Raw genomic sequence first — 26,563 nt, 5'->3', positions numbered from 1 at the left:
CCGCGGACAAGGGGACGCCGAATGCCTTGACGTGTCCATGCGACCTGACTTCCATGGGAGGTGCAGGACGGTGGGAGCGCTCCCACCCGGGTTCCGGACCTGCTCCCCCTCCGAGAGGAAGCAGCGAACATGCTCCGCAGCTTGCGAAGAGTGCTGTGCGCGGTGACCGCGGCGCTCGTGCTGCCGCTGGCCGGCGTGCAGGCGGCCCGCGCCGACACGGTCCGCGCGGCCGACGCCGGCGCCGGCTACTGGCACACCAGCGGCCGCCAGATCCTGGACGCCTCCGGGCAGCCGGTCCGGATCGCCGGGATCAACTGGTTCGGCTTCGAGACCGGCAACTACGTCGTCCACGGCCTCTGGTCCCGCGACTACAAGTCCATGATCGACCAGATGAAGACGCTGGGCTACAACACCATCCGCATCCCGTTCAGCGACGACATCTTCAAGTCGGGCACGGTCCCCAACAGCATCGACTTCTCCAGCGGCAAGAACGCCGACCTCCAGGGCCTGAACTCCCTCGGTGTCCTCGACAGAATCGTGTCGTACGCCGGTCAGGACGGCCTCAAGGTCATCCTCGACCGGCACCGCCCGGACGCCGGCGGGCAGTCGGCGCTCTGGTACACGGCCGCGGTCCCGGAGTCCACGTGGATCGCCAACCTCAAGACGCTGGCGACGCGTTACAAGGGCCAGGACACGGTCGTAGGCATAGACCTGCACAACGAGCCCCACGACCCCGCCTGTTGGGGCTGCGGGGACACTTCTCTGGACTGGCGCCTGGCGGCCCAGCGGGCGGGCAACGCGGTGTTGTCCGTCAATCCCGACCTGCTGATCTTCGTGGAGGGCGTGCAGACCTTCAACGGCGTCTCGGGCTGGTGGGGCGGCAACCTGATGGGAGTCGCCCAGTACCCGGTCCAGCTGAACGTGGCGAACCGGGTCGTGTACTCGGCCCACGACTACGCCACGTCCGTCGCCCAGCAGAGCTGGTTCAGCGACCCGACGTTCCCCGCGAACATGCCGGGGATCTGGGACAAGTACTGGGGCTACATCTTCAAGCAGAACATCGCGCCGGTGTGGGTGGGCGAGTTCGGCACGACGCTGGCATCGACCGTGGACCAGAAATGGCTGGCGGCCCTGGTGGCGTACCTGCGCCCGACATCCACGTACGGCGCCGACTCCTTCCACTGGACCTTCTGGTCGTGGAACCCCAACTCCGGTGACACCGGCGGAATCCTCAAGGACGACTGGCAGACGGTGGACACGGCGAAGGACGGCTACCTGGCGAGCGTGAAGGCACCGGGCTTCCCTCCCAGCGGCGACCCGGGCGATCCGGGAGGCCCGGGTGACCCCGGCACGGCGGCCTGCACAGCCACCTACTCCGTCAGCAGCGACTGGGGCAGCGGCTTCAACGCCGAGGTCAAGGTCACCAACTCCGGTTCCACGGCCCTGAGTTCCTGGAAGGTCACCTGGACCTGGCCGGGTGCGCAGAAGGTCACTTCCATGTGGAACGCCTCGTACACCCAGACCGGCTCGACGGTGACGGCGGTCAACGCCTCCCACAACGGTGGTGTTCCGGTGGGCGGTTCGGCGAGTCTTGGGTTCGGGGGAGCGCCGGCGGGTGGGGGTGTGCCGGGTGTGAGCTGTACGGCTGCTTGAGGGGAGGGTGCGTCAGGGGAGGGTGCCCGGTGGATGCCGGGCACCCTTTCCCTGGCACCGCGGTGCCCCGAACTCATCGGTCTCAGCCGGTCAGCTTGGGGATGATCTTCAGGCGCTCGTCCATGTCGTTGAGGTCCTCCTGCATGCTGGACAGCGTTCCGTTCATCCCGCCCATCTGCGTGGACAGGGAGTCGATGCTCGTCTGCATCGCCTCGATGTTCCGGGCCACGGTGGGCAGCGACGAGGCGTCCTTCTCCAGGGCGCCGACACTGCTGTTGAGCTGGGAGATCTGGCCGCTCAGGGTGGATATCCTCGCGGCCGTCCCGGGCAGCGGCTCCATCAGCTTCCGCATGGCCGTCATGTTCTCGTTGAGCGCGATCATGCGGTTCTCGAGTTCACCGAGCACGGCGAGCTTCCTGTTGGTGACGCCGAGCTGGTCGTTGGTCGAGTTGAGCTTCCTGTTCGTGGTGCCCAGTTGCTGATTGGTGGCGTCGAGCTTCTTGTTCGTCTGACTCAACTGGTCGTTGGTCGTGGTCAGTTTGCGGTTGGTGTCGCTGAGCTGCTGGTTCGTCAGGGCGAGCCCGGAGGTCGTGCCGTCCTGGATGTGCACGAGCGCGGAGTGCATGCGGGTGAAGTTGAACTGCAGGACGCTGAGGATGCCGAGGTAGAGCAGCGGGGCGATGAAGATGATGCGGCGGGGCATGCCGGAGCTCTTCTTCTTGCCGCCGCCGCCGCTGTCGCTGTCGCTGGGTGGGGGGGGCGGACTCATCGCTCCGGGCGGGGAGCGTGGTCTGGTTGTCGGACATGGTCACCTCGTCTGTGGCGTGTGGGGGGGATGAGGGATCGGGCGTCTCTCGGCTGCGGGTGCGTTGGGGCTGGTCGCGCAGTTCCCCGCGCCCCTAAAAGCGGTGGGTGCAGCCTGGACTTGCTCCGACTGCAACCCACCCAGAGGCGCGGAGAACAGCGCTGCCGACGAACTACCGCCGAAGAGCTATCCCGGTGGCAGCGCCTCGTCGCGCAGGCACGTGTGCAGGATGAGCCGGGAGCAGATGTCGGTGGCCTCGTCGTCGCTGAGGGCGGTCCACGGCGGGAGATGCAGGCCCTCGATCAACGCGCATACCGCGATGGCCAGTTGGTCCAGATTGATCTCCGAGCGTATGCCCGGATGCGCCGACAGCAGCTCCAGCCGGTCCCGCAGCTGCTTGACGATGCTGTCGCGGATGCCGGTCTCCAGCTCCCGCATCTCGGGGTGGTCGATACACGCGTCGGACCACGCGGTCAGCAGACCGGCGGCACCGCGCCGGCGGGTCACCACGAGTGCCACGGTGGCCCTGAGCCCGCCGACCGGGTTGTGCAACAGCTCGCTGAACTCGGACGTCTCGACGATGCCGGTGATCTCCTCCAGGCGCTCGCCCACCACCGCGAGCAGCAGGTCGCGCTTGCTGCCGAAGCGGGTGTAGACGCTGCCCACGGAGGTGCCGGCGGCGGCCGCGACCCGCTCCACGGAGGTGCCGCGCCAGCCGTCGGCACTGAAGCCGGCGTCCGCGGCGCGCAGCAGGGCGGCGTGGGTCTCCTGACTGCGGCGCTGCTGGGGGCGACCCGGGCCGGAGGAGAAGGGCGAGAAGGGCCGGGGGGTGTTCGGGCTCATCCGGGCCTCCGTATATGAATCCGTATTCTTAATCGGGTTCATGTTTCTCCCTGGGTCTGAATATGTCAACCACAACTGGCCTCGGGGGCACTGAGTTTGATGCCGGGAACGGGGTTGATCGCGTCACTCCGGGGATGCGATCGGACACGTGGAGACGTGCGATGACGTCGGAGGTTTCCCAGAGGGGCCCTCCAGACGCAGTACGCCGGGTACGGGCCCCTGTGGGAAGTCCTGGAATGGCCGACCGCCCAGGACGTGACGCGCGACGCCGTCTACGAAAGACGAAGGGCGCCCGGCGGGATGCCGGGCGCCCTTCTCGTCGTACGACTACTCGCTACAGCTTCTCGATCACATAGTCGACGCACTTCGTCAGCGCCTCGACGTCCGCCGGGTCGATCGCCGGGAACATCGCGACGCGGAGCTGGTTGCGGCCGAGCTTGCGGTAGGGCTCGGTGTCGACGATGCCGTTGGCGCGGAGGACCTTGGCGACGGCGGCGGCGTCGATGTCGTCGGCGAAGTCGATCGTGCCGATGACCTGGGAGCGCTTGGCGGCGTCCGTGACGAACGGGGTCGCGTGCTTGGACTCCTCCGCCCAGGTGTAGAGGCGGGTCGAGGAGTCCTTCGTGCGGGCCGTCGACCAGGCGAGGCCGCCCTGGCCGTTGAGCCACTCCAGCTGCTCGTTGAGGAGGAACAGGGTGGCCAGGGCCGGGGTGTTGTACGTCTGGTTCTTGCGGGAGTTGTCGATCGCCGTGGGGAGGCTGAAGAACTCCGGGACGTGGCGGCCGGAGGCGTGGATCCGCTCGGCGCGCTCGATCGCGGCCGGGGAGAACACGCCGACCCACAGGCCGCCGTCGGAGGCGAAGGACTTCTGCGGGGCGAAGTAGTAGACGTCCGTCTCCGACACGTCCACCGGGAGGCCGCCGGCGCCGGAGGTGGCGTCGACCAGGACCAGGGACCCGGAGTCCGCGCCCGCGACCCGCTTGATCGGGGCCGCGACACCCGTCGACGTCTCGTTGTGCGTGAAGGCGTACACGTCGACGCCCGCCTCCGCCTGAGGCTCGGGGTGCGTGCCGGGGTCGGAGGTGATGACCGTCGGCTCGGCCAGCCAGGGCGCGAGCTTGGACGCCTTCGCGAACTTCGACGAGAACTCGCCGAACGTCAGGTGCTGGGACTTGTTCTCGATCAGGCCGTGCGTCGCGACGTCCCAGAACGCGGTGGACCCGCCGTTGCCGAGGACGACCTCGTAGCCCTCGGGGAGGGAGAACAGGTCACTGATGCCCTCGCGCACCTTGCCGACCAGGTTCTTCACCGGGGCCTGGCGGTGGGAGGTGCCGAGGAGGGAGGTACCGGTGGCGGCCAGCGCGTCCAGCGCTTCCGTCCGCACCTTGGAGGGGCCCGCGCCGAAACGACCGTCGGCGGGCTTGATGTCAGCGGGAATCTGGATCTCAGCCACGCATGGAGGTTAGCCGGTGGGGGAAACGTGGGTGAAACGTAGTCCGTCGGCTGAGACGTGGTCCGCCTGCTGAGACGTGCGCCGGAGCCGACGACCCGGGCGACAGCCGGGCTGGTTTGCTGGAGGTATGACGGAGCAGCTCCAGGCAGCGCTGCGGAAAGCGGTCCGGGGTGAGGTCGGGTTCGACGTCACCTCGCGGGCCCTGAACACCATGGACGCCTCCAACTACCGGCGGGTCCCGCTCGGGGTGGTCGCGCCCAGAGACGCCGACGATGTGGCGGCGGTGCTGGCGGTGTGCCGGGAGCACGGTGTTCCCGTGGTCCCCCGCGGCGGCGGTACCTCCATCGCCGGGCAGGCCACCGGGACCGGGGTGGTGCTGGACTTCACCCGGCACATGAACCGGCTCCTGTCGGTGGATCCGCAGGCACGGACCGCCGTCGTACAGCCTGGTCTCGTGCTCGACCGGCTCCAGGAGGCCGCCGCCCCGCACGGGCTGCGGTTCGGGCCTGATCCCTCCACGCACAGCCGCTGCACGCTCGGCGGGATGATCGGGAACAACTCGTGCGGCTCGCACTCGGTGGCGTGGGGCACGACCGCGGACAGCGTGCGTGAGCTGGACGTGGTCACCGCGCGGGGGCGCCGGCTGCGGCTCGGGCAGGGGTGGGCCGGGGCGCCGGACGGACTGCGGGAACTCGTCGACGGGGAGCTCGCGCGGCTGCGGACCGGGTTCCCGCGGCTGCCCCGCCGGATCTCCGGGTACGCCCTGGACGCGCTGCTCCCCGAGCACGGAACGGATCTCGCCCGGTCCTTCTGCGGCAGCGAGGGCACGCTCGGCATCCTGACCGAGGCCGTCGTACGACTGGTGGAAGCGCCACGCGCGCGTGCGCTCGCGGTGCTGGGGTACGCGGACGAGGGCGCGGCGGCCGAGGCTGCCGCCGGGCTGCTCGCGCACCGCCCCCTGACGGTGGAGGGCATGGCGGCCGACCTGGTGCCCTCGGTGGTCGCGCTGCCCAGGGGCGGGGCGTGGCTGTTCGTGGAGACCGGCGGGCAGTCGCCGGAGGAGGCACGCGCGCGTGCGGAGCGGATCGTGCGCGCGGCCGACGTCCTCGACGCGCTCGTGGTGACCGACCCCGCCGGGCAGCGGGCCCTGTGGCGGATCCGCGAGGACGCCAGTGGTACGGCCACCCGGATGCCGGACGGTTCCGAGGCCTGGCCCGGCTGGGAGGACTGCGCGGTGCCGCCCGAGCGGCTCGGCGCGTATCTGAGGGACTTCCGCGCGCTGCTGACCTCGCACGGTTTCCGAGGCACCCCGTACGGCCACTTCGGCGACGGCTGCATCCACGTCCGCATCGACTTCGACCTGCTCACCGAGCCGGGCATCGCCCGTTTCCGGCGCTTCTCCGAGGAACTCGCCGACCTGGTCACCGCGCACGGCGGCTCGCTGTCCGGCGAGCACGGGGACGGACAGGCCCGGGCCGAGTTGCTGCCCCGGATGTACGGCACGGAGATGGTGTCGCTGTTCGAGCGCGCCAAGGCGGTCTGGGACCCGGACGACCTGCTCAACCCCGGGATGCTGGTCCGCCCGGCACCCCTCGACACCAACCTCCGCTTCTCGGTCCTGCCCCGCGAGCCGGTCGACGTCGCCTTCGGCTATCCCTCCGACGGCGGTGACTTCTCCGCGGCCGTACGGCGCTGCGTGGGCGTCGCGAAATGTCGTACGACGTCGGCGGCCGGGTCCGCCGTGATGTGCCCGTCCTTCCGGGCCACCGGCGAGGAGGCGCACTCCACGCGCGGGCGGGCCCGGTTGCTGCACGAGATGCTGGCGGGGGTAGCGGGCCAGGCGGGTGAGACGGGTGAGGCGGGTGCCGTGGTCACCGGCGGCTGGCGGTCCGAGGAGGTGCGGGACGCGCTGGACCTGTGCCTGTCCTGCAAGGGCTGCCGGTCCGACTGCCCGGTCGGGGTCGACATGGCCACGTACAAGGCGGAGTTCCTGCACCACCACTACGCGGGGCGCCTGCGGCCCGCCGCCCACTACAGCATGGGCCGGCTGCCGTTCTGGCTGCGCTGGGTGGACCGTATGCGGGCGGCCTCCGTGGTCAACTCCCTTGCTTCCGTACGGTCGTTGGCGGCCGTCGGGAAGCGGCTCGGCGGGATCGCGGGCGAGCGGGGGATTCCGCGGGTGGCGACGGAGACGTTCAGCCGGTGGCTGCGGCGGCGGAACCGGGAGCGGATGCGGGAGTGGGTGGGCCTGGCGCGCTCGGGGCGGCGGCCCGCCGACCTGCCGGACACGACGGTCTACCTCTGGCCGGACACCTTCACCGAGCACTTCTCGCCGGACGTCGGCCGGGCGGCCGTACGGGTCCTCGAGGCGGCGGGGCTGGGCGTCCTGGAACCGCCCACGTGGCCGTGGCGGGTGCGGCGGACGGACGACAGCGAGCTGGAGAGCGTCGAGGTGCACCCACTGCGGAGGCGGCCCCGGGCCCGCGTCTGCTGCGGTCTGACATACCTCTCCACCGGCCAACTCGACCGCGCCCGTGCGGTGTTGCTGCGCACACTGAACCTGCTGGAGCCGTTCCTGCTGCCGGAGCTGGACGACGTGGCGGAGCAGCCGGTCTTCGTCGTCCTGGAACCGAGCTGCGCCGCCGCCCTGCGCACCGACCTCCCCGAACTGCTCCACGACGACCCGCGCGCCGCCCGTCTCGCCGCCCGGGTCCGCACCTTCGCGGAGGCGCTGGAGCAACTGGCCCCCGACTGGCGGCCCCCGGCCCTGAACCGTCCGGTCGTCGGCCAGACCCACTGCCACCAGCACGCGGTCCTCGGCGACGCGGCCGACCGCCGACTGCGCGAAGCCGCGCGGCTCACCGGGGAGTTGGCCGGCGGCTGCTGCGGCCTGGCGGGCAACTTCGGCTTCGAGAAAGGGCACTTCGAGGTGTCGCGTGCCTGCGCGGAGGAACAGCTGCTGCCCGCCGTACGGGAGGCGCCCGAGGACGCGGTGGTGCTGGCCGACGGGTTCTCCTGCCGGACGCAGCTGGGGCAGGTGGCGGGGGTGCGGGGGCGGCATCTGGCCGAGGTGCTGGCGGAGGCACTGGAGCATGGAGCATGAGTGAGCGTGTGGTGATGCGATGTGCGGTCCGTGAAGGGATACGGCTCGCGTTGCCTACTGGCCAGTCATGCTTTAGGTATCAAGTAGTTCACGGTAAGTGCATAACTGAAAGGCCGGACTCCGTCTCATGGCACCCCCCACCAAGAAGCCGCTGCGTCGTGCAGCGGTCGTAGCCGCCGCCGGACTCGCAGCGGTACTTCCCTTCGCCGGCACGGCGAGCGCCTCCCCGCTCGTCGGCCACGCCCACCGCACCGTCACCACCGCCGCCGGTGACACCTTCCACCTGAGGCTGACCGCCGGACCCACCGTCCTGCCCGCCGCGGGCGGCACGGTCGGCGTCCGGGGCAAGGGCTACGACCGGGCGCAGGGCATCTTCCTCGCCTTCTGCCCGATCCCGGAGGGTGTCGAGGTCGGCGACCCCTCGACCTACACCACCCTCCCCACCGGCTGCCTCGGCGGCCGAGAGTCGACGGACGGCTCGGCCCGCCGCATCACCGACCAGGGCACGGGCACGCCCGGCGTCACGATCCCCTACGAGAAGGGCGGCCGGTTCACCACGACGCTCAACATCCGTCCGGAGATCGCCGACGGGGTCGTCTGCGATGTGACCGTGAAGTGCGCGATCGTCACCCGCGCCGACTTCACGGCGACCACGAACCGGCTCTACGACCAGTACATCCCGGTGCACTTCGGGCGGTCTGGGCAGGGCTGGGCCGGGCAGGGCTGAACCGAGTCGGCCTGAGCCCCGATTCGGCCTGAGCCGAGACGCACGCGGGCAGAGTGGGTTCATGAACGCTCCCGCTCTGCGCCGCGTCGCCGTCCTGTCCGACATCCACGGCGTCCTGCCCGCCCTGGAAGCGGTCCTCGCGGAACCGGAGTTGGCCGCCGCCGAGCGGATCGTCCTGACCGGGGACGTCACCGCAGGACCCCAACCCGCCGAAGTACTGGCCCTGTTGAGAAAGCAGGGCGAGCGGGTGCTGTGGATCTCGGGCAACGCGGACCGGGAGCTCGTCGAGTACCGCAGGGGAGAGCGGACGCGGATCCCGGACCCGATCGGCCCGTACGCGGCGGACCAACTCGCCGACGAGGACGTGGAGTTCCTGGCCTCCCTCCCCCTCACTCGCACCCTCGCCGTCGAGGGCCTCGGCGATGTCCTCTTCTGTCACGCCACACCGCGCGACGACGAGGAGGTCGTCCTCGTCGACTCCCGCCCGGACCGCTGGACGGAGGTCCTCGCCGACCTCCCCGAGAGCGTCCGCACAGTGGTCTGCGGCCACACCCACATGCCGTACGTCCGCCTCGCCCACGGCCGTCTGATCGTCAACCCCGGCAGCGTCGGCATGCCGTACGGCCGCCCCGGCGCCCACTGGTGCCTGCTCGGCCCCGGCACCGACCTGCGGGTGACGCCGTACGACGTCCCCGGCGCGGTCGCGCGGCTGGTCACGGAGTGCGGGTACCCGGGGATCGCGGAGTGGGCCGACTGCTACCTCGGCGCGCGGGTGACGGACGGGGAGGCGCTGGAGGCGTTCGGGCCACGGGACGGCAGGCAGGTCGGTCAGGCCGGTCATACCTGCCAGGTCGGTCAGACCGGCCCGGTTCGTCCGTGATGCCTCCTGAGAGACTCCGGACCATGGACACACGTACCTGGACCCTGCGCCCCGCGCACCCCGCCGACGTCGAGCCGATCGCCGAGCTGCGGGCCGTGGTGATGCGTCCGGACCTGGAGCGGCTGGGCCGGTTCGACGAGCACCGGGTGCGGCAGCGGTTCAGGGACGCCTTCGTCGCGGGGCACACGTCGGTGATCGTGGCGGAGGGGCGGTTCGCGGGCTGCGTCGCCCTGCGCCCGGCGCCGGACGGGCACTGGCTGGAGCACTTCTACCTCGCCCCGGAACTCCAGGGCCGCGGACTCGGCTCGGCCGTCCTGCGCTCCCTGCTGGTGCGGACCGACGCCGACGGGATCGTCGTACGCCTCGATGTCCTTCAGGGCAGTGCGGCCCGGCGGCTGTACGAGCGGCACGGGTTCGGGGTGGAGTCCGAGGACGCGGTGGACGTGTTCATGGTGCGGGAGCCCGGGGCGCGGGCCGTGTAGTCGATTTACCGTGTAACCGTGTACGAAGAGGCCGGTCGGCCTGTGGAACCACGTCGGGGAGGCGATGGTGCTCGGAAAGGGCACGTGGGTGGTCGCGGGGGCCATGGTCGTGGTCTGGATGGTGCTCTCCGGTCCCAGCGCGCCGAACGGGTCCCTCGACTCCCGTTCGCTGCCCGCCAAGGCGGTCCGGGACGTCGTACCGGGCCGGGTCATGACGTGGAACCTCTGCAACCCCTGCGAGAGCGCCAACGACGACCGGGCGGCGGAGATCGCCAAGTTCGCGCCGCAGGTCATCGGGGTGCAGGAGGCTTGCGTGGGGGATGTCGCGAAGATCCGGGACTACCTGGAGGACCTGCACGGGCTCGTCTACCACGTCGAGTACGGGAGCGTGCTGCGCAACTGGGGCCGCTGCGGGGGAGCGCCGTGGAATCCGGGCGGCTACGGCCAGGCGATCCTCTCGGCGACGCCGATGACCGACGCCGAGGTCGTCGAGTATCCCGACGGCGGTTCCGAGGACCGCGGCTACATGGCGGTCACCACCACCGTGGGCGACCGGACCGTCCGGGTCTTCAACACCCACCTCGCCGAACGCCGCCAGGAACCGGTCCGCGCCGAGCAGGTCGGCGTCCTCGCCAAGGCAATCGCCCGCCACCAACAGACCGTCGTCATCGGCGACTTCAACGCCGTACCGGACGCGGCCGAACTCACCAAGCTCTGGCCCCTGGCCAAGGACGCGGACCCCGGCTGCCATCCCGCACCGACGGCCACGTGCCGTGTGACCACGGACTGGCAGAGCAAGTTCGACTACGTGTTCCTGCGGGGGGTTGCTTCGCGGGGGCAGCATGTGGATCCGAACTCGGTGTCGGATCATCATGTGGTGTACGCGGATCTGGTGGTCGGGTAGGCGCCGGGGGTCGGTTTGCTGCCGTGATGTGTACCGAACACTGACGAGAAGGGCGCCCGGCATCCCGCCGGGCGCCCTTCTCCGTGTCGGGACGGCTACTCGTCCCCGAACAGCTCCTCGGCCCTCTCCACACTCACCGACCGCTCGACCCAGGTCTCCAGGACCTCCAGGTCGACACAGGCCATGACCCGTTCCTCTACGGCCTCGGAGACCTCGACGCCGCGCGCGCGGAGGAATCGGAGGATGGCCTTGGCCTCACCCTTGGCCTCCCCTTGAGCCTCGCCCTCAGCCCTGCCCTCGGAGTGGACGCGAATCCACGCCTCCTCCATCACACTGCCGAAGCCGGGAAAGTTCGGGGTGTAGACGGCCATCAGTTCCCTCCAGTGATCACGGGCTGGACCTTCGTCCAGACCGGCCTCGACGAATTCCGCCCAGTCCGCGTTGGGCCCCAGCACCGGTGCCACCGCATCCAGTATGGCAAGGATGCCCGGATCCTTGGCGTTGATGAGGACGGAGAAGGTGGTGAGTGCCAGGTCCTTCGCCGCCTCCTTGGGGTCGGTGATCGCACGAATGCCGGTGGGCCCCAGTACCAGGGGGAACACCTGCATGCTCGTGTGGAAACGGCGCCCGATACGGATCGGCTCCGCCGCCCACGCCGCCGTCCTCTTGTCCCGGCACACCACCAGTAGGACCGGCGGCAACCGGTACTTGGCGTACATGTGCGCCATGTAGTACGCCCAGCTGTTGTGCTTCTCCGGGTCCGGTTTGCTCTGCGACTCGACAGCGAGGAGGAATCCTCCCTCGTCGTCGGTCGTACGGACCCGGAAGAAGCTGTCGACCCTGCGCTCCAACGGCCTGAGCTCGGTGAGATCGGTGTCGAGCGGCTCGATCGAGCTGTACTCGGGGAACTTGACGCCTGTCTCCGGCATGAGCCGGGCCAAGAGGTCCGGCTGCTGTCGGAAGATCCGATGCATGGCGTCATGTTGTGAACTGACCATGCGACGGAACGTAATCGAGCGAACACGCGACCTGCGTGCGGATGCCCGCATGATCAGCCTTACGGGTGAACATGCCGCTGGCGATTGCCTGTTGGGGAACCTGCCGACGCCGAGCGGGAGTTGAAGCTGCTTTCCCGGACTGGCTCATAGGGTGAAGCCAAGATCAGCCACCTGAAGGAGCAGACCGTATGTCCCTCCGTGTCCGAGCCGACGTGAAGCCGGACTGGCGGGCCGAGAGTCTGGGTTGGTTCGGGGAGGGCGGGGAGTTGGCGGGGGTGGGGCTCGTGCTCTACCGGCCGTTGCACAAGGCGCTCGACCTCTACATGTCCCGCCGCTGACCGGAAATCCCTTCTTACCCAACCAACTCTCAGCCTTACCAAGGCTATTCACAGTGCCCCTTTGCCTTCCGTAGCACTTTTCTTGGTGGGGGCCGTGTAGCTTCTTCGACATCGGGTTCCGGACGCGGAATTCGGCGAAACAAGGAACAGCGCAACCCCCTCCCAAGGAGCTGGAATGAGCCTCAAGAAGCTCGCCCCCCTGCCGAAGCCGAAGTCGAAGCAGCTGCCTCCCCCGCCCCCGCCGAAGCCCAAGAAGCACCACCACAAGCCGCCGGTGCCCAAGCCGATCCCGGGTGGTCAGGACAGCTGATCCAGGGCTGAGGAACAGGGGCTCGATGGTGCACCGTCGGCCCCTTTTCTCATGTGATTCGGGTGGGTTCATTTGTGAGTGACGACGGAAAGCATGTCGAATTCGAGGAAAGTGAATACGGCACCCCTACTATTCCCGCCCGCACCGCGTTCCGCCGTTTCTGGCCGCTGACGAAGGGGCTGCGCGGACAGCTTCTCGCCGTCTGGCTGTGCACCGTCCTCGCCGCACTCGCCGAGACCGAGGCCATCCTGCTCTTCGGTGAACTCACCGACCACGCCCTCCAGAAGGGCTCGCTCGCCGCGTTCTGGGCGCCGGCCGTGAAGTGGCTCGGGGTCGCCGTGGTCGGTGCGGTCGTGGCGTACGGCGGCAACTCCCTTGCCGCGTGGGCGACCGAACGGTTCGTGATGCGGCTGCGCGAGCATGTCTTCGACCACGTGCAGAAGTTGCCGCCGCACTTCTTCCAACAGCACCGCCAGGGCGACCTGTTGTCCCGGCTGACCGGCGACATCGAGGCGATCGAGACGATGGTCGTGTCGGGTCTGGTCGGTGCCGCGTCGGCGGCTTTCAGCGCTCTCTTCTACGCCGCCGCCGCGTTCTGGCTGCGCTGGGACCTCGCCACCGCCACCTTCGTCCTGGCCCCCCTGTTCTGGCTGGCCGCGCGCAGGTTCTCCGGCTCCATCAAGGACGTCTCCCGGGACGGCCGGGTCGCCGACGGCGCGATCACCTCCGTGGTCGAGGAGTCCCTCGGCAACATCGTGCTCACCCAGGCCTACGACCGCCGGGACGCGGAGCGCAGAAGGCTGGCCGAGGAGGCGAACGCCTGGTTCCGCGCCTCCGTCCGCTCGACCCGGCTCAACGAGGCGTACGAGCAGCTCGTGGCCGTCATCGAGACGGTCTGCGTGCTCGCGGTCATCGGCATCGGCGCCTGGGAGATCTCCACCGGCCGGATGACCCTCGGCCAGCTCCTCGCCTTCGCCGCCTTCCTCGGCTACCTGTACCCGCCGGTCCGCGGCCTCGCCCAGCTCGGCCTCACCGTGACCGCGGCCACCGCGGGCGCCGAGCGGCTGATCGAGATCCTGGACGTGCGGCCGGCGGTCGCCGACCCGCGGCGCCCCACGGACGCCGGGCGCCCTGACGGCCGTATCGACGTACGAGACGCCACGTTCCGCTATCCGGGCACGGACACGCCGGCCCTCTCCGGTCTCTCCTTCACCGTGCACCCCGGCGAGCTGGTGATCGTGACCGGCCCCAGCGGCGCGGGCAAGTCCACCGTCTCCAAGCTGCTGCTGCGTTTCTACGACCCCGAGGCGGGCCAAGTCCTCCTGGACGGCGTCCCGTTGTCCGACTTCCCGCTCGCCCGGCTGCGTGAGTACGTCACCCTGCTGCCCCAGGAGACGCTCGTCCTGCACGACACCGTGCGCGCGAACATCGCCTGCGGGCGGCCCGGCGCGAGTGAGCAGGCCATCGTCGAGGCGGCGCGGGCGGCCGACGCGCACGAGTTCATCGTCCGGCTGCCCGAGGGCTACGACACCCAGGTGGACCCCAACTCGGCGCGCCTGTCCGGAGGTCAGCTCCAGCGTCTCGCCATCGCCCGCGCGATCCTGCGGGACTCGCCGGTCCTGGTCCTCGACGAACCGACCACCGGGCTCGACGCCCTCGCCGCCCGCCGAGTGGTCAAGCCACTGCGCCGCCTGATGGCGGGCCGTACGACCATCATGATCACCCACGACCTCAACCTCGCCCCCGACGCCGACCGCATCCTGGTCGTCGACCGCGGCCGGATCGTGGAGGTCGGCCGCCACGAGGAGCTGCTGGCGTGGGGCGGGGCGTACGCGCGACTGCACCGGGGGCAGAGCGGCGCGGTGATGGACACGGGGGAGCTGCGGCTGCCGTTGTTCCAGGAGACCGCCCAGCCGTGGATGTCAGCTGCTAATGGAGTTCACACACCTGTCGAAGTCCAGTACCCTGGACCGAGCAGTGCATCATGGTGAACAAACTCCGAGCCGCTCCTGGACATCCCCGTGACGACCCCCAGCTCCACCACACCCGATTCCCCAGTTCCCGCCCAGCCGCCGACCGGCACAGGGGCAGATGCGAGCGTGGGCGCCGGTAGCGGTGCTTCCGCGCCCGGCGCCCCGCGCGGCCGACGCTCCCTCGGGCCCGTCGGTCTGGTCCTCGGCGCCGGTGTCTCCGTGCAGTTCGGTGCCGCGCTCGCCGTGACCCTCATGCCGAGGGCGGGCGCGTTCGGGGTCGTGACCCTGCGGCTGATGGCCGCCGCGGTCGTCCTCCTGCTGGTCTGCCGCCCCCGGATGCGCGGCCACTCGCGCGCCGACTGGGGCACGGTCGTCGTGTTCGGCCTCACCATGGCCGCGATGAACGGCCTCTTCTACCAGGCCGTCGACCGCATCCCCCTCGGCCTCGCGGTCACCCTGGAGGTCCTCGGCCCGCTCGGCCTGTCCGTCCTCGCCTCCCGCCGCGCGATCAACGCGGTCTGGGCCGCGCTCGCGCTCGGCGGAGTCTTCCTCCTCGGCGGCGGCGACCAGGGATTCGGTGAACTCGACCTGGTGGGCGTCGCGTTCGCGCTCGCCGCCGGTGCCATGTGGGCCGCGTACATCGTCTTCAGCGCGCGCACCGGCCGCCGTTTCCCGCAGGCCGACGGGCTGGCGCTCGCGATGGCGATCGGCGCGCTGGCCTTCCTGCCGCTGGGCATCGCCGAGTCGGGCGGCAAGCTCCTCGACCCGGTGACCGTGGCCCTCGGCGCGGCGGTGGCCGTGATGTCCTCCGTCCTGCCCTACACCCTCGAACTCCTCGCCCTGCGCCGCCTGCCCTCCTCCACCTTCGCGATCCTCATGAGCCTGGAGCCGGCCATGGCCGCCCTCGCCGGGTTCCTGATCCTCCATCAGTCGCTGTCCGCGCTCCAGGCACTCGCCGTCGCGCTGGTGATCGCGGCGAGCATGGGAGCGGTCCGCACGCAGGTCGGGCGGGGTGACCCAGCTACCCCCTAGGAATTACCAAGGTATTCACAGCATTTATCGGAGCCTTTCTTTCTGAGTTTTCGCTTGCGTTGCGCCGGGAGCTGTTAAGTTCCTTCTCATCCGGCGCACGAACTGGAAACTCAGGAGGATTCTTATGAGCTTCAGGGTGATTGCTCCACTCACGCCCCGAGGGAACGCGAACGCGGGCCAGAATGCCGCCTCCGACCCCAATCGGAACCTGAACCAGGTACCCCCGCCGCGTCAGCCGGGCCGTCGCCGCCCGCGCCCGGGTGAGCCGGTCCCGCCGCGCCAGGCCGGCTGACGCGACCGGGAGGGGAGATGAGCAGGCGTAAAGGCCGGGCACCGCGAAATTCGGAGAAGGAATATCCGCAGGCATCGCCAAAGGGATATCCGCGGGCGCTGCCACCGGGTTTCATTCTTTCCGAATACGGTTTTCCCGTACCCGTACCCGTACCCGAACAGTACGCGCCCGCTGGTCTCCCCGCCCTCCCCTCCCTCCATCCCCGTACCGCATTCCGCCGTTTCTGGCCCATGACCAAAGGGCTACGGCGCTGGCTGGTCGCCGTCTGGCTGTGCACCGTGCTCGGCGCGCTCGCCGAGACCGCCGCGATCCTGCTCTTCGGCGACCTCACCGACAACGCCCTCCAGAAGGGCTCCCTCGACGCCTTCTGGTCACCGGCCGCCCAGTGGCTCGGGCTCGCCGTGGTCGGCGCCGCCATCGGCTACGCGGGCGGCTCCCTCGCCGTATGGGTGTCGGAGCGGTTCGTGATGCGACTGCGTGAGCATGTCTTCGACCACGTACAGAGGTTGCCGCCCCACTTCTTCCAACGCCACCGCCAGGGCGACCTGTTGTCGCGTCTGACCGGTGATGTCGAGGCCATCGAGCAGATGGCCGTCTCCGGCCTGATCGGCACCGCGTCCGCCCTGTTCAGCGCGGTCTTCTACGCGGCCGCCGCGTTCTGGCTGCGCTGGGACCTCGCCGCGGCCACCTTCGCCCTCGCCCCGCTGTTCTGGCTGGCCGCGCGCAGGTTCTCCGCCGGGGTCAAGGCCGTCGCCCGGGACGGCAGGGTCGCCGACGGCGCGGTCACCTCCGTCGTCGAGGAATCGCTCGGCAACCTCGTCCTCACCCAGGCCTACGGCCGCCAGGACGCCGAGCGCCGCCGGCTGAGGCAGGAGGCCACGGCGTGGTTCCGGGCCGCCGTCCGCTCGGCCCGCCTCAACCAGGCGTACGGCCAACTCGTCCAGGTCATCGAGACGTTGTGCGTGCTTGCGGTGATCGGCATCGGCGTATGGGAGATCTCCGAGGGCCAGATGACCCTGGGCCAACTCCTCGCCTTCGCCGCCCTGTTGAGCTACCTCTACCCGCCCGTTCGCAGCCTCGCTCAACTCGGCCTGCTGGTCACCGCGGCCACCGCGGGCGCCGAGCGGCTGGTCGAGATCCTGGACGCGCGGCCCTCGGTCACGGACCCGGCGGGCGGCGCACAGCTGAAGCGGGGGCGCCCTGACGGCCGTATCGACATACGAGACGTGTCCTTCCGCTATCCGGGCACGGAGACCACAGCCCTGTCCGGCCTCTCCTTTACCGTGCTCCCCGGCGAGCTGGTGATCGTGACCGGCCCCAGCGGCGCGGGCAAGTCGACCCTCTCCAAGCTCCTGCTGCGCTTCTACGACCCGGAGGCGGGCCAAGTCCTCCTGGACGGCGTCCCGTTGTCCGAGTTCCCGCTGGAGCGGCTGCGCGAGTACGTGGCTCTGCTGCCCCAGGAGACCCTGGTCCTGCACGACACGGTCCGCGCGAACATCGCCTGCGGCCGGCCCGGAGCCAGCGAGGAGGCGATCGTGGCGGCGGCGCGGGCGGCCGACGCGCACGAGTTCGTCATGGAGCTGCCCGAGGGCTATGACACCCAGGTCGACCCCAACTCGGCACGGCTGTCCGGAGGTCAGCTCCAGCGCCTGGCGATGGCGAGGGCGATCCTGCGGGACTCACCGGTCCTGGTCCTCGACGAACCGACCACCGGTCTCGACGCGTTGGCCGCCCGCCGGGTCATCGAGCCGCTGCGCCGACTGATGGCGGGCCGTACGACCATCATGATCACCCACGACCTGGACCTCGCCCCGGACGCGGACCGGATCGTCGTACTCGAAGACGGCCGCATCACGGAGACGGGCCGCCACGCCGAACTGCTCGCCTGGGGCGGTACCTACGCCCGCCTGTACGGCTCGGGCCGCGAGACGACGGCGTACGGCCGGGCGGGCTGATTAGCCCCCAACCTTCTCCCACACCGACACATGCTTGCCGCTGTCACCGGTGAAGGGCTCCCGGCCCCAGTCCGCCCACCGCTCCCGCAGCCGCATCCCGGCCAGCCGGGCCATCAGGTCCAGCTCGGCGGGCCAGACGTACCGGAAGGGGACGGACCAGAAGGAGCCCCGGCCGTCCTCGACCCGTACGTGGTGCGAGGACATCGCCTGGGTGGCGAGGTCGTAGGTGTCGAAGCCGAGGCGGTTGTCGCCGACGTGGAAGGGGACGGTGGTCTGTCCCGGCGGAAGCTTCCGCAGCTCGGGGACCATGACCTCGACGACGAAGGTCCCGCCCGGTTCCAGATGGGCGGCGACATTGCGGAAGCAGTCCACCTGGGCGTCCTGGGTCGTCAGGTTCATGATCGTGTTGAAGACGAGGTACGCGACGGAGAAGGTGCCGGGCGCACGGGCGGTCGCGAAGTCCCCGACGACCACCTTCACGGCATCCCCGCCGGGCTTGGCCCGCAGCCGCTGCACCATCGCCCGCGACAGGTCGATCCCGTGCACCTCGACCCCGCGCCGCGCCAGCGGCAACGCGATCCGCCCGGTCCCGACGCCCAGTTCGAGCGCCCGCCCGCCCCCGGCGAGCCGCTCCAGCAGATCCACGGCGGGCTCCACCGCCTGTGCCGCGAACATCTCCGCCGACGACTCGTCGTACGTCGCGGCGACGGTCTCTCCGAAGTAGCCGTCCTCATCGATCACCGGGTGACGGTACTGCGGGGCGGGGGTGGGGCGCGCGGGAGTTTCTACGGCGGTGCCGGGCGCGGACTCACCTCTCCTGGACGTCGGTGATCTCCACGGAAGGCTCCGTGCCGGCCGACGCGGTGCTGATCAGGGACGGTGTGTAGCCGAGCTGGGTCTGGTCCGTCAGTTCGGCGGTCTCGATGACCGGGCCGGACTCGTCGCCCTGGATCTCGTAGGTGATCTCGTACGTCGCGTCCGGGTCGATGGTCCCGCTGTCGCCCAGGTAGGTCAGCTCCGGCTCCACGGTCACGTTGCAGCCCGCCGATCCGAAGCAGTGCCGTGCGGTGGTGCGGAGCCCGATCGTGAAGCTGTCGGTGCCGAGTTCGCCGTACGCCGGCTCGGGGGTCGGTTCCTCGGCGGCGGTCACGATGCCGTTGTCGGGGGTGGTGGGCGTGGCTGTGGTGGCCGGTTTGTCGTCGTCGCCCGTGGACGTGGACTGCGTGACGAGGAGGCCGGTGGTGACGACGGCGGCGATCACGGCGGCGGCCGAGGTGATGACGATGGCGTTGGTGCGGTTCCTTTTCGCCGGGGTCGGGGTCGGGGTCGGGGTCGGGGTCGCGGTCGGGGTCGGGACCGGTGGTGGGAAGGCGGGCGGCGGAGGCGCGGTGTGCTGAGGCGCTGTGGGCTGTGGCGCGGTGTGCTGCGGCGGAACGGGGTCGGTCATGGTCAGTCCCACCCGCCGAGCAGGCCGGAACTGAGCTGTGCGTTGCAGATGTTGTAGTCGCCCGCCGCGTGGGCCTTCTTCGTCTTCCCGTCGACCGTGACGGAGCAGTGGATGTCCCCGGACCCCTGGAGCTGCGCGGTGACGTTGAAGTACAGGGCGTCCTCGTCGAGCGGCAGGGTCGCCTCGAACTCGCCGTCCTGGAAGTCGCCGTCGCGGTTGTCGGAGTCCGACCCGTAGGTGATGTCGAGCGGTCCGAGGACGCCGGCAGGCGCGGTGCCCCACACCTTGAAGACGACGGCCTTCTCACCGGTCCCCTTCTCACCGGCCCCCTGCTTGCCGTCGGCCTTCTTCTCACTGTCCTGGACGGCGCCACCCTTGGCGTCACCGGCCCCTGCGTCCCTACTGGTTCCGGTAGTGGAACTACCGCCCCCAGCAGGGCTGTTGGAGCCGCCGCCCACGGCCGCGCCGACGGCACCGATCAGCACGAACAGCCCGACAACCCCGAGACACCCCAGCCCGATCACCTTCCCGGCCCCGGCCTTCTTCGGCGGCGGCGACTGGAACGGCGGCTGCCCGTACGGCTGTTGAGGACCGCCCCAACCGGGCTGGTGCTGTGGGTACTGCTGCTGGTTCATGATCCCCCCTGGGGCATACGTCACATCGTGCGAGGTGTGTGACATGTGCGGGGGATGTGCGGTTGCCGCGGATGGGGTGGGTTCACTCGATAGTGCCTCGATTGTTCCTCGGTGCCGCCGTGGAGTCGCCGTGGAGTCGCCGTGGAGTCGCCCACGGTGTTGACCGACCGCCGCCCCAGGAAGCTAAAGTGCTAGCTAACTAGATAAATGGAGGAACTGGTGATTGAGTTCCACCTGAGCGACCGGTCCGGTGCGTCGCCGTATCAACAACTGGTCCAACAGGTACGCCACGCGTTGCGGCTGGGCCTGCTGAAGGAGGGGGACCGGCTGCCCACGGTCAAGGAAGTGGCCAGGCAGGTCGCGGTCAACCCGAACACCGTGCTCAAGGCGTACAGGGAGCTGGAGTACGAGGGGTTGGTGGCCGCACGGCCGGGCGTGGGGACGTTCGTGACCCGGACGCTGGCGGACGCCTCGCTGGCCGCGCACGGTCCGCTCCAGCAGGAACTGCGGCGCTGGCTGACCAAGGCACGACTGGCCGGGCTCGACGACGAGTCCATCGAGGCCCTGTTCACGAGCACTTTTCGGAACGCCGCTGGGGAGGACGTAGCGTGAGCGCGGTATTACGGGCCCAGGCCCTGGGCAAGAGGTACAAGCAGCGCTGGGCGCTGCGGAACTGCGACCTGGACGTGCCCGAGGGCCGGGTCGTGGGACTGGTCGGCCCGAACGGGGCCGGCAAGTCCACCCTGCTGAACCTGGCCTCCGGGATGCTGACCCCGACCACCGGCACCATGGAGGTGTGCGGGGGCCGGCCCGCGGGCGGCACCGCACAGCTGGCCAAGGTCGGCTTCGTCGCCCAGGACACCCCGACGTACGCCGCCTTGAGCATCGCCGACCATCTCAGGCTCGGAGCCCGGCTCAACCCCGGCTGGGACCACGCCCTGGCCCAGGAGCGGATCCGGCGACTCGGTCTGGACCCCAAGCAGAAGGCGGGGAGGCTGTCCGGCGGCCAGCGCGCACAGCTCGCACTCACCCTGGGCCTCGCCAAGCGGCCCGAGCTGCTCATTCTGGACGAGCCAGTCGCCGCCCTCGACCCCCTCGCCCGGCGGGAGTTCATGCAGGACCTGATGGAGGCGGTGGCCGAGCAGGAACTGAGCGTGGTTCTCTCCTCCCACCTGGTCTCCGATGTGGAGCGGGCCTGCGACCACGTCATCGTGCTGGTCGACTCCCAGGTGCAGGTGGACGGCGACATCGACGACCTGCGCGCCACCCACCATCGGCTCACCGGCCCCCGCCGTGACCTCGACACCCTTCCGGCGGGCCTGCACTTGATCTCCGCCAGCCACACCGACCGCCAGACCACGCTGCTGGTGCGCGCCGACGGCCCGATCCACGATCCCGCCTGGACCGTCAGCCCGCTCGGTCTGGAGGACATCGTCCTGGCCTATATGACCCGGCCCGCCGGTGCCGTCCGTGACACCCGTCCCGCGCTGGAGGTCCTTCGATGATCTGGTTGACCTGGCGGCAGTTCCGCACCCAGGCCACCGTCCTGCTCGCCGCCGTGGCCGCCCTCGCCGCCGTCCTCGCGGCCACGGGCCCCCGGCTGGCCCAGCTCTACGACACCGCCGGACGCGACCTGCTGAGCCGGATCTCCGGCGCGGACCAGAGTCTGTACTACGTCGGATGGGCGGTCGTCCTCGCCGTACCGGCCCTCGTCGGCCTGTTCTGGGGAGCACCGCTGATCGCGCGTGAACTGGAGGACGGCACCCACCGGCTCGTATGGAACCAGAGCGTCACCCGCGCCCGCTGGCTGGCGACGAAGCTCGTCTTCGCCGGTCTGGCCACCATGATCGTGGCGGGCCTCGCCAGCCTCGCGGTGACCTGGTGGAGCGGGCCCGTCGACCGGGCCGTGGGCCTCGGCGGATCCGACGCCTCGGACCCCTTCTTCCCGAGGATCGACCCGTTGGTGTTCGGCGCCCGAGGTGTGGTTCCCATCGGCTACGCCGCCTTCGCCTTCATCCTCGGTGTCACCCTCGGCGTGCTGTTCCGCCGCACCCTGCCCGCGATGGCCGTCACCCTCGCCGTCTTCGCCGCCCTCCAGGTCGCCATGCCTCTGGTGGTACGGCCGCACCTGGCCACCCCGGTCCAGGTCACCCTGCCGTTCACGCAGGTCGAGCCGACGAACATCGGCGTCGACGCCGTGCGCGAGGTGGACTTCGGCCAACCCGGCGCCTGGATCCTCTCCCAGCACACCGTCGACGCGTCCGGCCACCGCGCGGGCCTGCCACCGTCGTTCACCGGCTGCGAGTCCTTCTCCGACTGTGTCGCCGTCCTCGTCGGATCCGGCTACCGGCAACAGGTGACCTACCAGCCCGCCGCCAACTTCTGGCCCCTCCAGTGGGCCGAGACCGGCGTCTACCTCGGCCTCACCGTCTTCTTGGCCGCCTTCTGTGCATGGTGGATTCGCGGTCGCCTGACCTGACCGGCCGGAAGATGTGTGTGCGAGGCCGGCGGCCGCGACGCAATCGCCGTCGCCGCTTCCGCTACGGCGACCACCGCGAATCACCATGAGTGGCGACCCGTACACACACGGCCCCGGACTCATGGACAACAAATTAATGCAAGCACGCTTGCTTGTTTCCTGGGCCGCTGACATCCTCACCCCATGGCAGACCCCATGCCCGTCATCGACGACCTGTGTGCGGAGAGCGAGGAACTCGACCTGCTGGTAGCCGAGTTGAGCCAGGAGCGGTGGGCGCTCGCGACCCCCGCTCCCGGCTGGACCGTGGCCCATCAGATCGCGCATCTCGCCTGGACCGACCACTCGTCCCTGCTCGCCGTGACCGATCAGAAGGCCTTCTCCCGCGAGGTCGAGAAGGCGCTGGCCGCGCCCGGCGACTTCGTGGACAACGGTGCGGAGGAGGGGGCCCGGAAGCCGCCCGCGCGGTTGCTGGCGTACTGGCGGGCCGGGCGTGAGGACCTGGCGGACGCCCTGCGCGCGGCACCGGAGGGGGCCCGTTTCCCCTGGTACGGCCCGCCCATGTCGACCGCCTCCATGGCCACCGCCCGACTGATGGAGACCTGGGCGCACGGCCTGGACGTGGCGGACGCGCTCGGCGTGACCCGGGAGCCCACCGACCGCATCCGGCACATCGTCCGACTCGGCGTCCGTACCCGGGACTTCGCCTTCGGGGTGCACGGACTGACCCCGCCGTTCGAGGAGTTCCGTATCGAACTCACCAGCCCTGGCGGCGAGTTGTGGGTCTACGGCCCCGAGGACGCCGTCGACCGCGTCACCGGCCCCGCCCTCGACCTCTGCCTCCTGGTCACCCAGCGTGCCCACCGCGCCGACCTCGCCCTGCGCGCGGAGGGTGAGGACGCCGAACGCTGGCTCGACATCGCCCAGGCCTTCGCGGGCCCACCCGGCAAGGGCCGTACGCCCAAGGGGGCGGCCGAATGACCCCCCTCCGCATAGGCAACGCCTCCGGCTTCTACGGCGACCGCTTCGACGCGATGCGCGAGATGCTCACCGGCGGTGAACTCGACGTCCTCACCGGCGACTACCTCGCCGAGCTGACCATGCTCATCCTGGGCCGGGACCGGCTGAAGGACCCCGGGGCCGGCTATGCCCGCACGTTCCTGAGGCAGCTGGAGGAGTGCCTGGGGCTGGCGCACGAGCGGGGTGTCGCGATCGTGGCGAACGCCGGAGGACTGAACCCGGCCGGACTCGCCACCCGCATAAGGGAGTTGGCTGAACGACTGGGCCTGGACGTCAAGGTCGCCCACGTCGAGGGCGACGGCCTCACCGCCCGTCACCCCGGCAGCCTCGCCACGCACGCCTACCTCGGCGGCTTCGGCATCACCGCCTGTCTGCGCGAGGGCGCCGACGTGGTCGTGACCGGCCGGGTGACGGACGCGGCCCTGGTCACCGGGCCCGCCGCCGCGCACTTCGGCTGGGGGCCCGGGGAGTACGACCGTCTCGCGGGAGCCGTCGTCGCGGGCCATGTCCTGGAGTGCGGGACCCAGGCCACCGGCGGCAACTACGCGTTCTTCACCGAGGGCGGGCACGACCTCAGAAGGCTCGGTTTCCCCCTCGCCGAACTCCACGAGGACGGCACCGCCGTCATCACCAAGCACCCCGGCACCGGCGGCTTCGTCGACATCGGTACGGTGACCGCCCAACTCCTGTACGAGACCCAGGGCGCCCGGTACGCGGGACCCGACGTCACCGCCCGCCTCGACACGGTCCGGCTCACCCAGGACGGCCCCGACCGCGTCCGGATCACCGGCGTACGCGGCGAGGCCCCGCCGCCCACCCTCAAGGTCGGCCTCAACCGGCTCGGCGGCTTCCGCAACGAGGTGACCTTTGTCCTGACCGGCCTCGACATCGAGGCCAAGGCCGCCCTGGTGCGGGAGCAGATGGGCCCCGCGCTCGCCAAGGTCGCCCACGTCACCTGGGACCTGGTCCGCACCGACCGGCCCGACGCGGACACGGAGGAGACGGCGAGTGCGCTGCTGCGGCTCGTCGTCCGGGACGCGGACCAGGGGGCCGTGGGGCGAGCGCTCAGCGGTGCCGCCGTGGAACTCGCCCTCGCCAGCTACCCCGGGTTCCATGTGCTGGCACCACCCGGGAAGGGCTCGCCCTATGGGGTCTTCGAGGATGTGTACGTCCCCCATGGAGCCGTGGACCATGTGGCCGTCCTCCACGACGGGCGGCGGATCCCTGTGGCGCCGGCCCAGGAGACCGCCGTGCTCGATGCCTCACCGGCACCACCCCTGCCCGAGCCGCTGCCGGAAGGCCCCACCCGCCACGCGCCCCTCGGCCTGATCGCCGGTGCCCGCAGCGGTGACAAGGGCGGCAACGCGAACATCGGCGTCTGGGTCCGCACGGACGAGGCGTGGCGCTGGCTCGCCCACACCCTCACCGAGGGCCGCCTCCGCGAACTCCTCCCGGAGACAGCGGAGTTGACCGTCACCCGGCACGACCTGCCCCACCTCCGCGCCCTGAACTTCGTCGTCGAGGGCATCCTCGGTGAGGGCGTCGCCGCCCAGCACCGCTTCGACCCGCAGGCCAAGGCCCTCGGTGAATGGCTGCGCTCCCGCCACCTGGACATCCCGGAGGCCCTGCTGTGACGATCCTGCGGACCACCCTCGACCCGGCCGGCCCCGACCACCGGGCGAACCGCGAGGCCATGCTCGCCAAGCTCGCCGAGCTGGACACCGAGCACGCCAAGGCGCTGGCGGGCGGCGGCGAGAAGTACCTGGAGAGACACCGCAAACGCGGCAAGCTCCTCGCCCGCGAGCGCATCGAGCTGCTCCTCGACCCGGACACGCCCTTCCTGGAACTCTCCCCGCTGGCCGCCTGGGGCAGCGACTACACGGTCGGCGCCTCCCTCGTCACCGGGATCGGCGTGGTGGCGGGCGTGGAGTGCCTGATCACCGCCAACGACCCGACCGTGCGCGGCGGCGCGAGCAACCCGTGGTCGCTGAAGAAGGCCCTGCGCGCCAACGACATCGCCCTCGCCAACCGGCTGCCCTGCATCAGCCTGGTGGAGTCGGGCGGCGCCGACCTCCCGTCCCAGAAGGAGATCTTCATCCCGGGCGGGGCCATCTTCCGTGACCTGACCCGGCTCTCGGCCGCCGGAATCCCCACCGTCGCCGTCGTCTTCGGCAACTCCACGGCCGGCGGCGCCTACATCCCCGGCATGTCCGACCACGTGATCATGGTCAAGGAGCGCGCCAAGGTCTTCCTCGGCGGCCCGCCCCTGGTGAAGATGGCCACCGGCGAGGAGAGCGACGACGAGTCCCTGGGCGGCGCCGAGATGCACGCGCGCGTGTCGGGCCTCGCGGACTACTTCGCCGTGGACGAGCAGGACGCCCTGCGCCAGGCCCGCAGGGTCGTGTCCCGCCTCAACCACCGCAAGGCGTACGGCGATCCGGGCCCGGCGGAGCCCCCCAAGTACTCGGCCGAGGAGCTTCTCGGCATCGTCCCCGGCGACCTCCGCACCCCCTTCGACCCGCGCGAGGTCATCGCCCGGATCGTCGACGCCTCCGACTTCGACGAGTTCAAGCCCCTGTACGGCACGAGCCTCGCGACCGGCTGGGCCGAACTGCACGGATATCCAGTCGGCATCCTGGCGAACGCCCAAGGCGTCCTGTTCTCCGAGGAGTCCCAAAAGGCGGCCCAGTTCATCCAGTTGGCCAACCAGCGTGACATCCCGCTCCTCTTCCTGCACAACACCACCGGCTACATGGTCGGCAAGGAGTACGAGCAGGGCGGCATCATCAAGCACGGCGCGATGATGATCAACGCGGTCAGCAACTCCAAGGTCCCGCACCTGTCCGTGCTGTTGGGAGCCTCGTACGGAGCGGGCCACTACGGCATGTGCGGCCGCGCCTACGACCCCCGCTTCCTCTTCGCCTGGCCCAGCGCCAAGTCGGCCGTCATGGGCCCCCAGCAACTCGCCGGCGTGCTCTCCATCGTCGCCCGCCAGTCGGCCGCCGCGAAGGGACTGCCGTACGACGAAGAGGGCGACGCGGCCCTGCGCGCGATGGTGGAGCAGCAGATCGAGTCCGAGTCGCTGCCCATGTTCCTGTCCGGGCGGCTCTACGACGACGGCGTCATCGACCCCCGCGACACCCGCACGGTCCTCGGCATGTGCCTGTCCGCGATCCACACCGCGCCCTACGAAGGCGCGCGGGGCGGCTTCGGCGTCTTCCGGATGTGAGGAACCCA

Annotated in this window: 24 protein-coding genes; 17 read left to right on the top strand and 7 right to left on the bottom strand. The window is 70.3% G+C overall.

Annotation, left to right across the window (positions count from 1 at the left end; genetic code table 11):
• Nucleotides 1–129: 129 nt before the first annotated feature.
• On the top strand, nt 130–1,653 hold the full coding sequence (locus tag G3I78_RS38940) for a cellulase family glycosylhydrolase (RefSeq protein ID WP_164433685.1): 1,524 nt from the start codon (nt 130–132) through the stop codon (nt 1,651–1,653).
• 82 nt (nt 1,654–1,735) lie between these two features.
• Here G3I78_RS38940 and G3I78_RS38935 read toward each other — a convergent pair whose 3' ends face one another.
• The 3 genes from G3I78_RS38935 to serC all read right to left on the bottom strand — a co-directional run bounded on the left by G3I78_RS38935 (nt 1,736) and on the right by serC (nt 4,754).
• The gene (locus tag G3I78_RS38935) at nt 1,736–2,422 is read right to left on the bottom strand and encodes a hypothetical protein (RefSeq protein WP_164433683.1); all 687 of its coding nucleotides are present in this window, start codon (nt 2,420–2,422) and stop codon (nt 1,736–1,738) included.
• A 222-nt stretch (nt 2,423–2,644) separates the two neighbouring features.
• Nucleotides 2,645–3,301 (bottom strand): TetR/AcrR family transcriptional regulator, encoded by a 657-nt coding sequence (locus G3I78_RS38930; RefSeq protein ID WP_164433681.1) that lies wholly within the window; start codon nt 3,299–3,301, stop codon nt 2,645–2,647.
• A gap of 334 nt (nt 3,302–3,635) precedes the next feature.
• Nucleotides 3,636–4,754, bottom strand: a complete 1,119-nt coding sequence (gene serC / locus G3I78_RS38925; RefSeq protein WP_164433679.1) for a phosphoserine transaminase — start codon at nt 4,752–4,754, stop codon at nt 3,636–3,638.
• A gap of 127 nt (nt 4,755–4,881) precedes the next feature.
• Here serC and G3I78_RS38920 point away from each other — a divergent pair, with 127 nt between their 5' ends.
• The 5 genes from G3I78_RS38920 to G3I78_RS38900 all read left to right on the top strand — a co-directional run bounded on the left by G3I78_RS38920 (nt 4,882) and on the right by G3I78_RS38900 (nt 10,850).
• The gene (locus G3I78_RS38920) at nt 4,882–7,857 is read left to right on the top strand and encodes an FAD-binding and (Fe-S)-binding domain-containing protein (RefSeq protein WP_164433677.1); all 2,976 of its coding nucleotides are present in this window, start codon (nt 4,882–4,884) and stop codon (nt 7,855–7,857) included.
• Nucleotides 7,858–7,984: 127 nt separating this feature from the next.
• Nucleotides 7,985–8,584, top strand: a complete 600-nt coding sequence (locus tag G3I78_RS38915; RefSeq protein WP_164433675.1) for a hypothetical protein — start codon at nt 7,985–7,987, stop codon at nt 8,582–8,584.
• Nucleotides 8,585–8,645: 61 nt separating this feature from the next.
• A complete protein-coding gene (locus tag G3I78_RS38910) occupies nt 8,646–9,464 on the top strand; it encodes a metallophosphoesterase family protein (RefSeq protein ID WP_164433673.1) in 819 nt (272 codons plus the stop codon).
• A 23-nt stretch (nt 9,465–9,487) separates the two neighbouring features.
• Nucleotides 9,488–9,946, top strand: coding sequence for a GNAT family N-acetyltransferase (locus G3I78_RS38905; protein WP_164433671.1), 459 nt, complete (start codon nt 9,488–9,490; stop codon nt 9,944–9,946).
• A gap of 64 nt (nt 9,947–10,010) precedes the next feature.
• Entirely contained in the window at nt 10,011–10,850 is an 840-nt protein-coding gene (locus tag G3I78_RS38900) for an endonuclease/exonuclease/phosphatase family protein (protein WP_164433669.1), read from the top strand.
• A 95-nt stretch (nt 10,851–10,945) separates the two neighbouring features.
• Here G3I78_RS38900 and G3I78_RS38895 read toward each other — a convergent pair whose 3' ends face one another.
• The gene (locus tag G3I78_RS38895) at nt 10,946–11,824 is read right to left on the bottom strand and encodes a hypothetical protein (protein WP_164433667.1); all 879 of its coding nucleotides are present in this window, start codon (nt 11,822–11,824) and stop codon (nt 10,946–10,948) included.
• Nucleotides 11,825–12,036: 212 nt separating this feature from the next.
• Between G3I78_RS38895 and G3I78_RS38890 the strand changes: the two genes are divergently transcribed.
• From G3I78_RS38890 to G3I78_RS38875, 5 genes are all read left to right on the top strand, one after another.
• The gene (locus tag G3I78_RS38890; protein WP_164433545.1) at nt 12,037–12,186 is read left to right on the top strand and encodes a hypothetical protein; all 150 of its coding nucleotides are present in this window, start codon (nt 12,037–12,039) and stop codon (nt 12,184–12,186) included.
• 175 nt (nt 12,187–12,361) lie between these two features.
• A complete protein-coding gene (locus G3I78_RS53025; protein ID WP_275424895.1) occupies nt 12,362–12,496 on the top strand; it encodes a hypothetical protein in 135 nt (44 codons plus the stop codon).
• Between the two features lie 74 nt (nt 12,497–12,570).
• The gene (locus tag G3I78_RS38885; RefSeq protein ID WP_164433665.1) at nt 12,571–14,487 is read left to right on the top strand and encodes an ABC transporter ATP-binding protein; all 1,917 of its coding nucleotides are present in this window, start codon (nt 12,571–12,573) and stop codon (nt 14,485–14,487) included.
• Nucleotides 14,488–14,595: 108 nt separating this feature from the next.
• Complete coding sequence (locus tag G3I78_RS38880; RefSeq protein ID WP_164433663.1) at nt 14,596–15,501, top strand: EamA family transporter; 906 nt, start codon at nt 14,596–14,598, stop codon at nt 15,499–15,501.
• Between the two features lie 522 nt (nt 15,502–16,023).
• Nucleotides 16,024–17,748, top strand: a complete 1,725-nt coding sequence (locus tag G3I78_RS38875) for an ABC transporter ATP-binding protein (RefSeq protein ID WP_164433661.1) — start codon at nt 16,024–16,026, stop codon at nt 17,746–17,748.
• On the opposite strand, the gene G3I78_RS38870 is transcribed toward G3I78_RS38875, so the two are convergent.
• The 3 genes from G3I78_RS38870 to G3I78_RS51355 all read right to left on the bottom strand — a co-directional run bounded on the left by G3I78_RS38870 (nt 17,749) and on the right by G3I78_RS51355 (nt 19,830).
• Entirely contained in the window at nt 17,749–18,489 is a 741-nt protein-coding gene (locus tag G3I78_RS38870) for a class I SAM-dependent methyltransferase (protein WP_164433659.1), read from the bottom strand.
• A 67-nt stretch (nt 18,490–18,556) separates the two neighbouring features.
• On the bottom strand, nt 18,557–19,195 hold the full coding sequence (locus G3I78_RS38865; RefSeq protein WP_239158321.1) for a hypothetical protein: 639 nt from the start codon (nt 19,193–19,195) through the stop codon (nt 18,557–18,559).
• A 2-nt stretch (nt 19,196–19,197) separates the two neighbouring features.
• Nucleotides 19,198–19,830, bottom strand: a complete 633-nt coding sequence (locus tag G3I78_RS51355) for a hypothetical protein (protein ID WP_239158320.1) — start codon at nt 19,828–19,830, stop codon at nt 19,198–19,200.
• Nucleotides 19,831–20,037: 207 nt separating this feature from the next.
• Here G3I78_RS51355 and G3I78_RS38850 point away from each other — a divergent pair, with 207 nt between their 5' ends.
• From G3I78_RS38850 to G3I78_RS38825, 6 genes are all read left to right on the top strand, one after another.
• Nucleotides 20,038–20,442, top strand: a complete 405-nt coding sequence (locus G3I78_RS38850; RefSeq protein WP_164433657.1) for a GntR family transcriptional regulator — start codon at nt 20,038–20,040, stop codon at nt 20,440–20,442.
• Nucleotides 20,439–21,335, top strand: a complete 897-nt coding sequence (locus G3I78_RS38845) for an ABC transporter ATP-binding protein (protein WP_164433655.1) — start codon at nt 20,439–20,441, stop codon at nt 21,333–21,335. Before G3I78_RS38850 ends, G3I78_RS38845 begins: the two co-directional genes overlap by 4 nt.
• Nucleotides 21,332–22,309, top strand: a complete 978-nt coding sequence (locus tag G3I78_RS38840) for an ABC transporter permease subunit (RefSeq protein WP_164433653.1) — start codon at nt 21,332–21,334, stop codon at nt 22,307–22,309. The genes G3I78_RS38845 and G3I78_RS38840 overlap by 4 nt, the downstream gene beginning before the upstream one ends.
• Nucleotides 22,310–22,492: 183 nt before the next feature.
• Nucleotides 22,493–23,287, top strand: a complete 795-nt coding sequence (locus tag G3I78_RS38835; RefSeq protein WP_164433651.1) for a TIGR03084 family metal-binding protein — start codon at nt 22,493–22,495, stop codon at nt 23,285–23,287.
• On the top strand, nt 23,284–24,960 hold the full coding sequence (locus tag G3I78_RS38830; RefSeq protein ID WP_164433650.1) for an acyclic terpene utilization AtuA family protein: 1,677 nt from the start codon (nt 23,284–23,286) through the stop codon (nt 24,958–24,960). Before G3I78_RS38835 ends, G3I78_RS38830 begins: the two co-directional genes overlap by 4 nt.
• Entirely contained in the window at nt 24,957–26,555 is a 1,599-nt protein-coding gene (locus G3I78_RS38825) for a carboxyl transferase domain-containing protein (protein WP_164433648.1), read from the top strand. Before G3I78_RS38830 ends, G3I78_RS38825 begins: the two co-directional genes overlap by 4 nt.
• Nucleotides 26,556–26,563: the final 8 nt, after the last annotated feature.

Origin of the sequence: Streptomyces sp. SID13726 (assembly GCF_010548375.1) — a bacterium.
Taxonomy (GTDB): domain Bacteria; phylum Actinomycetota; class Actinomycetes; order Streptomycetales; family Streptomycetaceae; genus Streptomyces.
The sequence above is the reverse complement of the archived record's forward strand: the minus strand, read 5'-3'. Positions and strand labels throughout refer to the sequence as shown.

What these genes read in the sequence shown, in the direction of transcription:
- G3I78_RS38910 (WP_164433673.1), top strand. Translation starts at nt 8,646, where the DNA reads ATGAACGCTCCCGCTCTGCGCCGCGTCGCCGTCCTGTCCGACATCCAC.
- G3I78_RS38865 (WP_239158321.1), bottom strand. Translation starts at nt 19,195, where the DNA reads ATGACCGACCCCGTTCCGCCGCAGCACACCGCGCCACAGCCCACAGCG.
- G3I78_RS38915 (WP_164433675.1), top strand. Translation starts at nt 7,985, where the DNA reads ATGGCACCCCCCACCAAGAAGCCGCTGCGTCGTGCAGCGGTCGTAGCC.
- G3I78_RS38830 (WP_164433650.1), top strand. Translation starts at nt 23,284, where the DNA reads ATGACCCCCCTCCGCATAGGCAACGCCTCCGGCTTCTACGGCGACCGC.
- G3I78_RS38890 (WP_164433545.1), top strand. Translation starts at nt 12,037, where the DNA reads ATGTCCCTCCGTGTCCGAGCCGACGTGAAGCCGGACTGGCGGGCCGAG.
- G3I78_RS53025 (WP_275424895.1), top strand. Translation starts at nt 12,362, where the DNA reads ATGAGCCTCAAGAAGCTCGCCCCCCTGCCGAAGCCGAAGTCGAAGCAG.
- G3I78_RS38835 (WP_164433651.1), top strand. Translation starts at nt 22,493, where the DNA reads ATGGCAGACCCCATGCCCGTCATCGACGACCTGTGTGCGGAGAGCGAG.
- G3I78_RS38875 (WP_164433661.1), top strand. Translation starts at nt 16,024, where the DNA reads ATGACCAAAGGGCTACGGCGCTGGCTGGTCGCCGTCTGGCTGTGCACC.
- G3I78_RS38940 (WP_164433685.1), top strand. Translation starts at nt 130, where the DNA reads ATGCTCCGCAGCTTGCGAAGAGTGCTGTGCGCGGTGACCGCGGCGCTC.
- G3I78_RS38930 (WP_164433681.1), bottom strand. Translation starts at nt 3,301, where the DNA reads ATGAGCCCGAACACCCCCCGGCCCTTCTCGCCCTTCTCCTCCGGCCCG.
- G3I78_RS38900 (WP_164433669.1), top strand. Translation starts at nt 10,011, where the DNA reads ATGGTGCTCGGAAAGGGCACGTGGGTGGTCGCGGGGGCCATGGTCGTG.
- G3I78_RS38850 (WP_164433657.1), top strand. Translation starts at nt 20,038, where the DNA reads ATGGAGGAACTGGTGATTGAGTTCCACCTGAGCGACCGGTCCGGTGCG.
- G3I78_RS51355 (WP_239158320.1), bottom strand. Translation starts at nt 19,830, where the DNA reads ATGAACCAGCAGCAGTACCCACAGCACCAGCCCGGTTGGGGCGGTCCT.
- G3I78_RS38905 (WP_164433671.1), top strand. Translation starts at nt 9,488, where the DNA reads ATGGACACACGTACCTGGACCCTGCGCCCCGCGCACCCCGCCGACGTC.
- G3I78_RS38895 (WP_164433667.1), bottom strand. Translation starts at nt 11,824, where the DNA reads ATGCATCGGATCTTCCGACAGCAGCCGGACCTCTTGGCCCGGCTCATG.
- G3I78_RS38920 (WP_164433677.1), top strand. Translation starts at nt 4,882, where the DNA reads ATGACGGAGCAGCTCCAGGCAGCGCTGCGGAAAGCGGTCCGGGGTGAG.
- G3I78_RS38840 (WP_164433653.1), top strand. Translation starts at nt 21,332, where the DNA reads ATGATCTGGTTGACCTGGCGGCAGTTCCGCACCCAGGCCACCGTCCTG.
- G3I78_RS38935 (WP_164433683.1), bottom strand. Translation starts at nt 2,422, where the DNA reads ATGAGTCCGCCCCCCCCACCCAGCGACAGCGACAGCGGCGGCGGCGGC.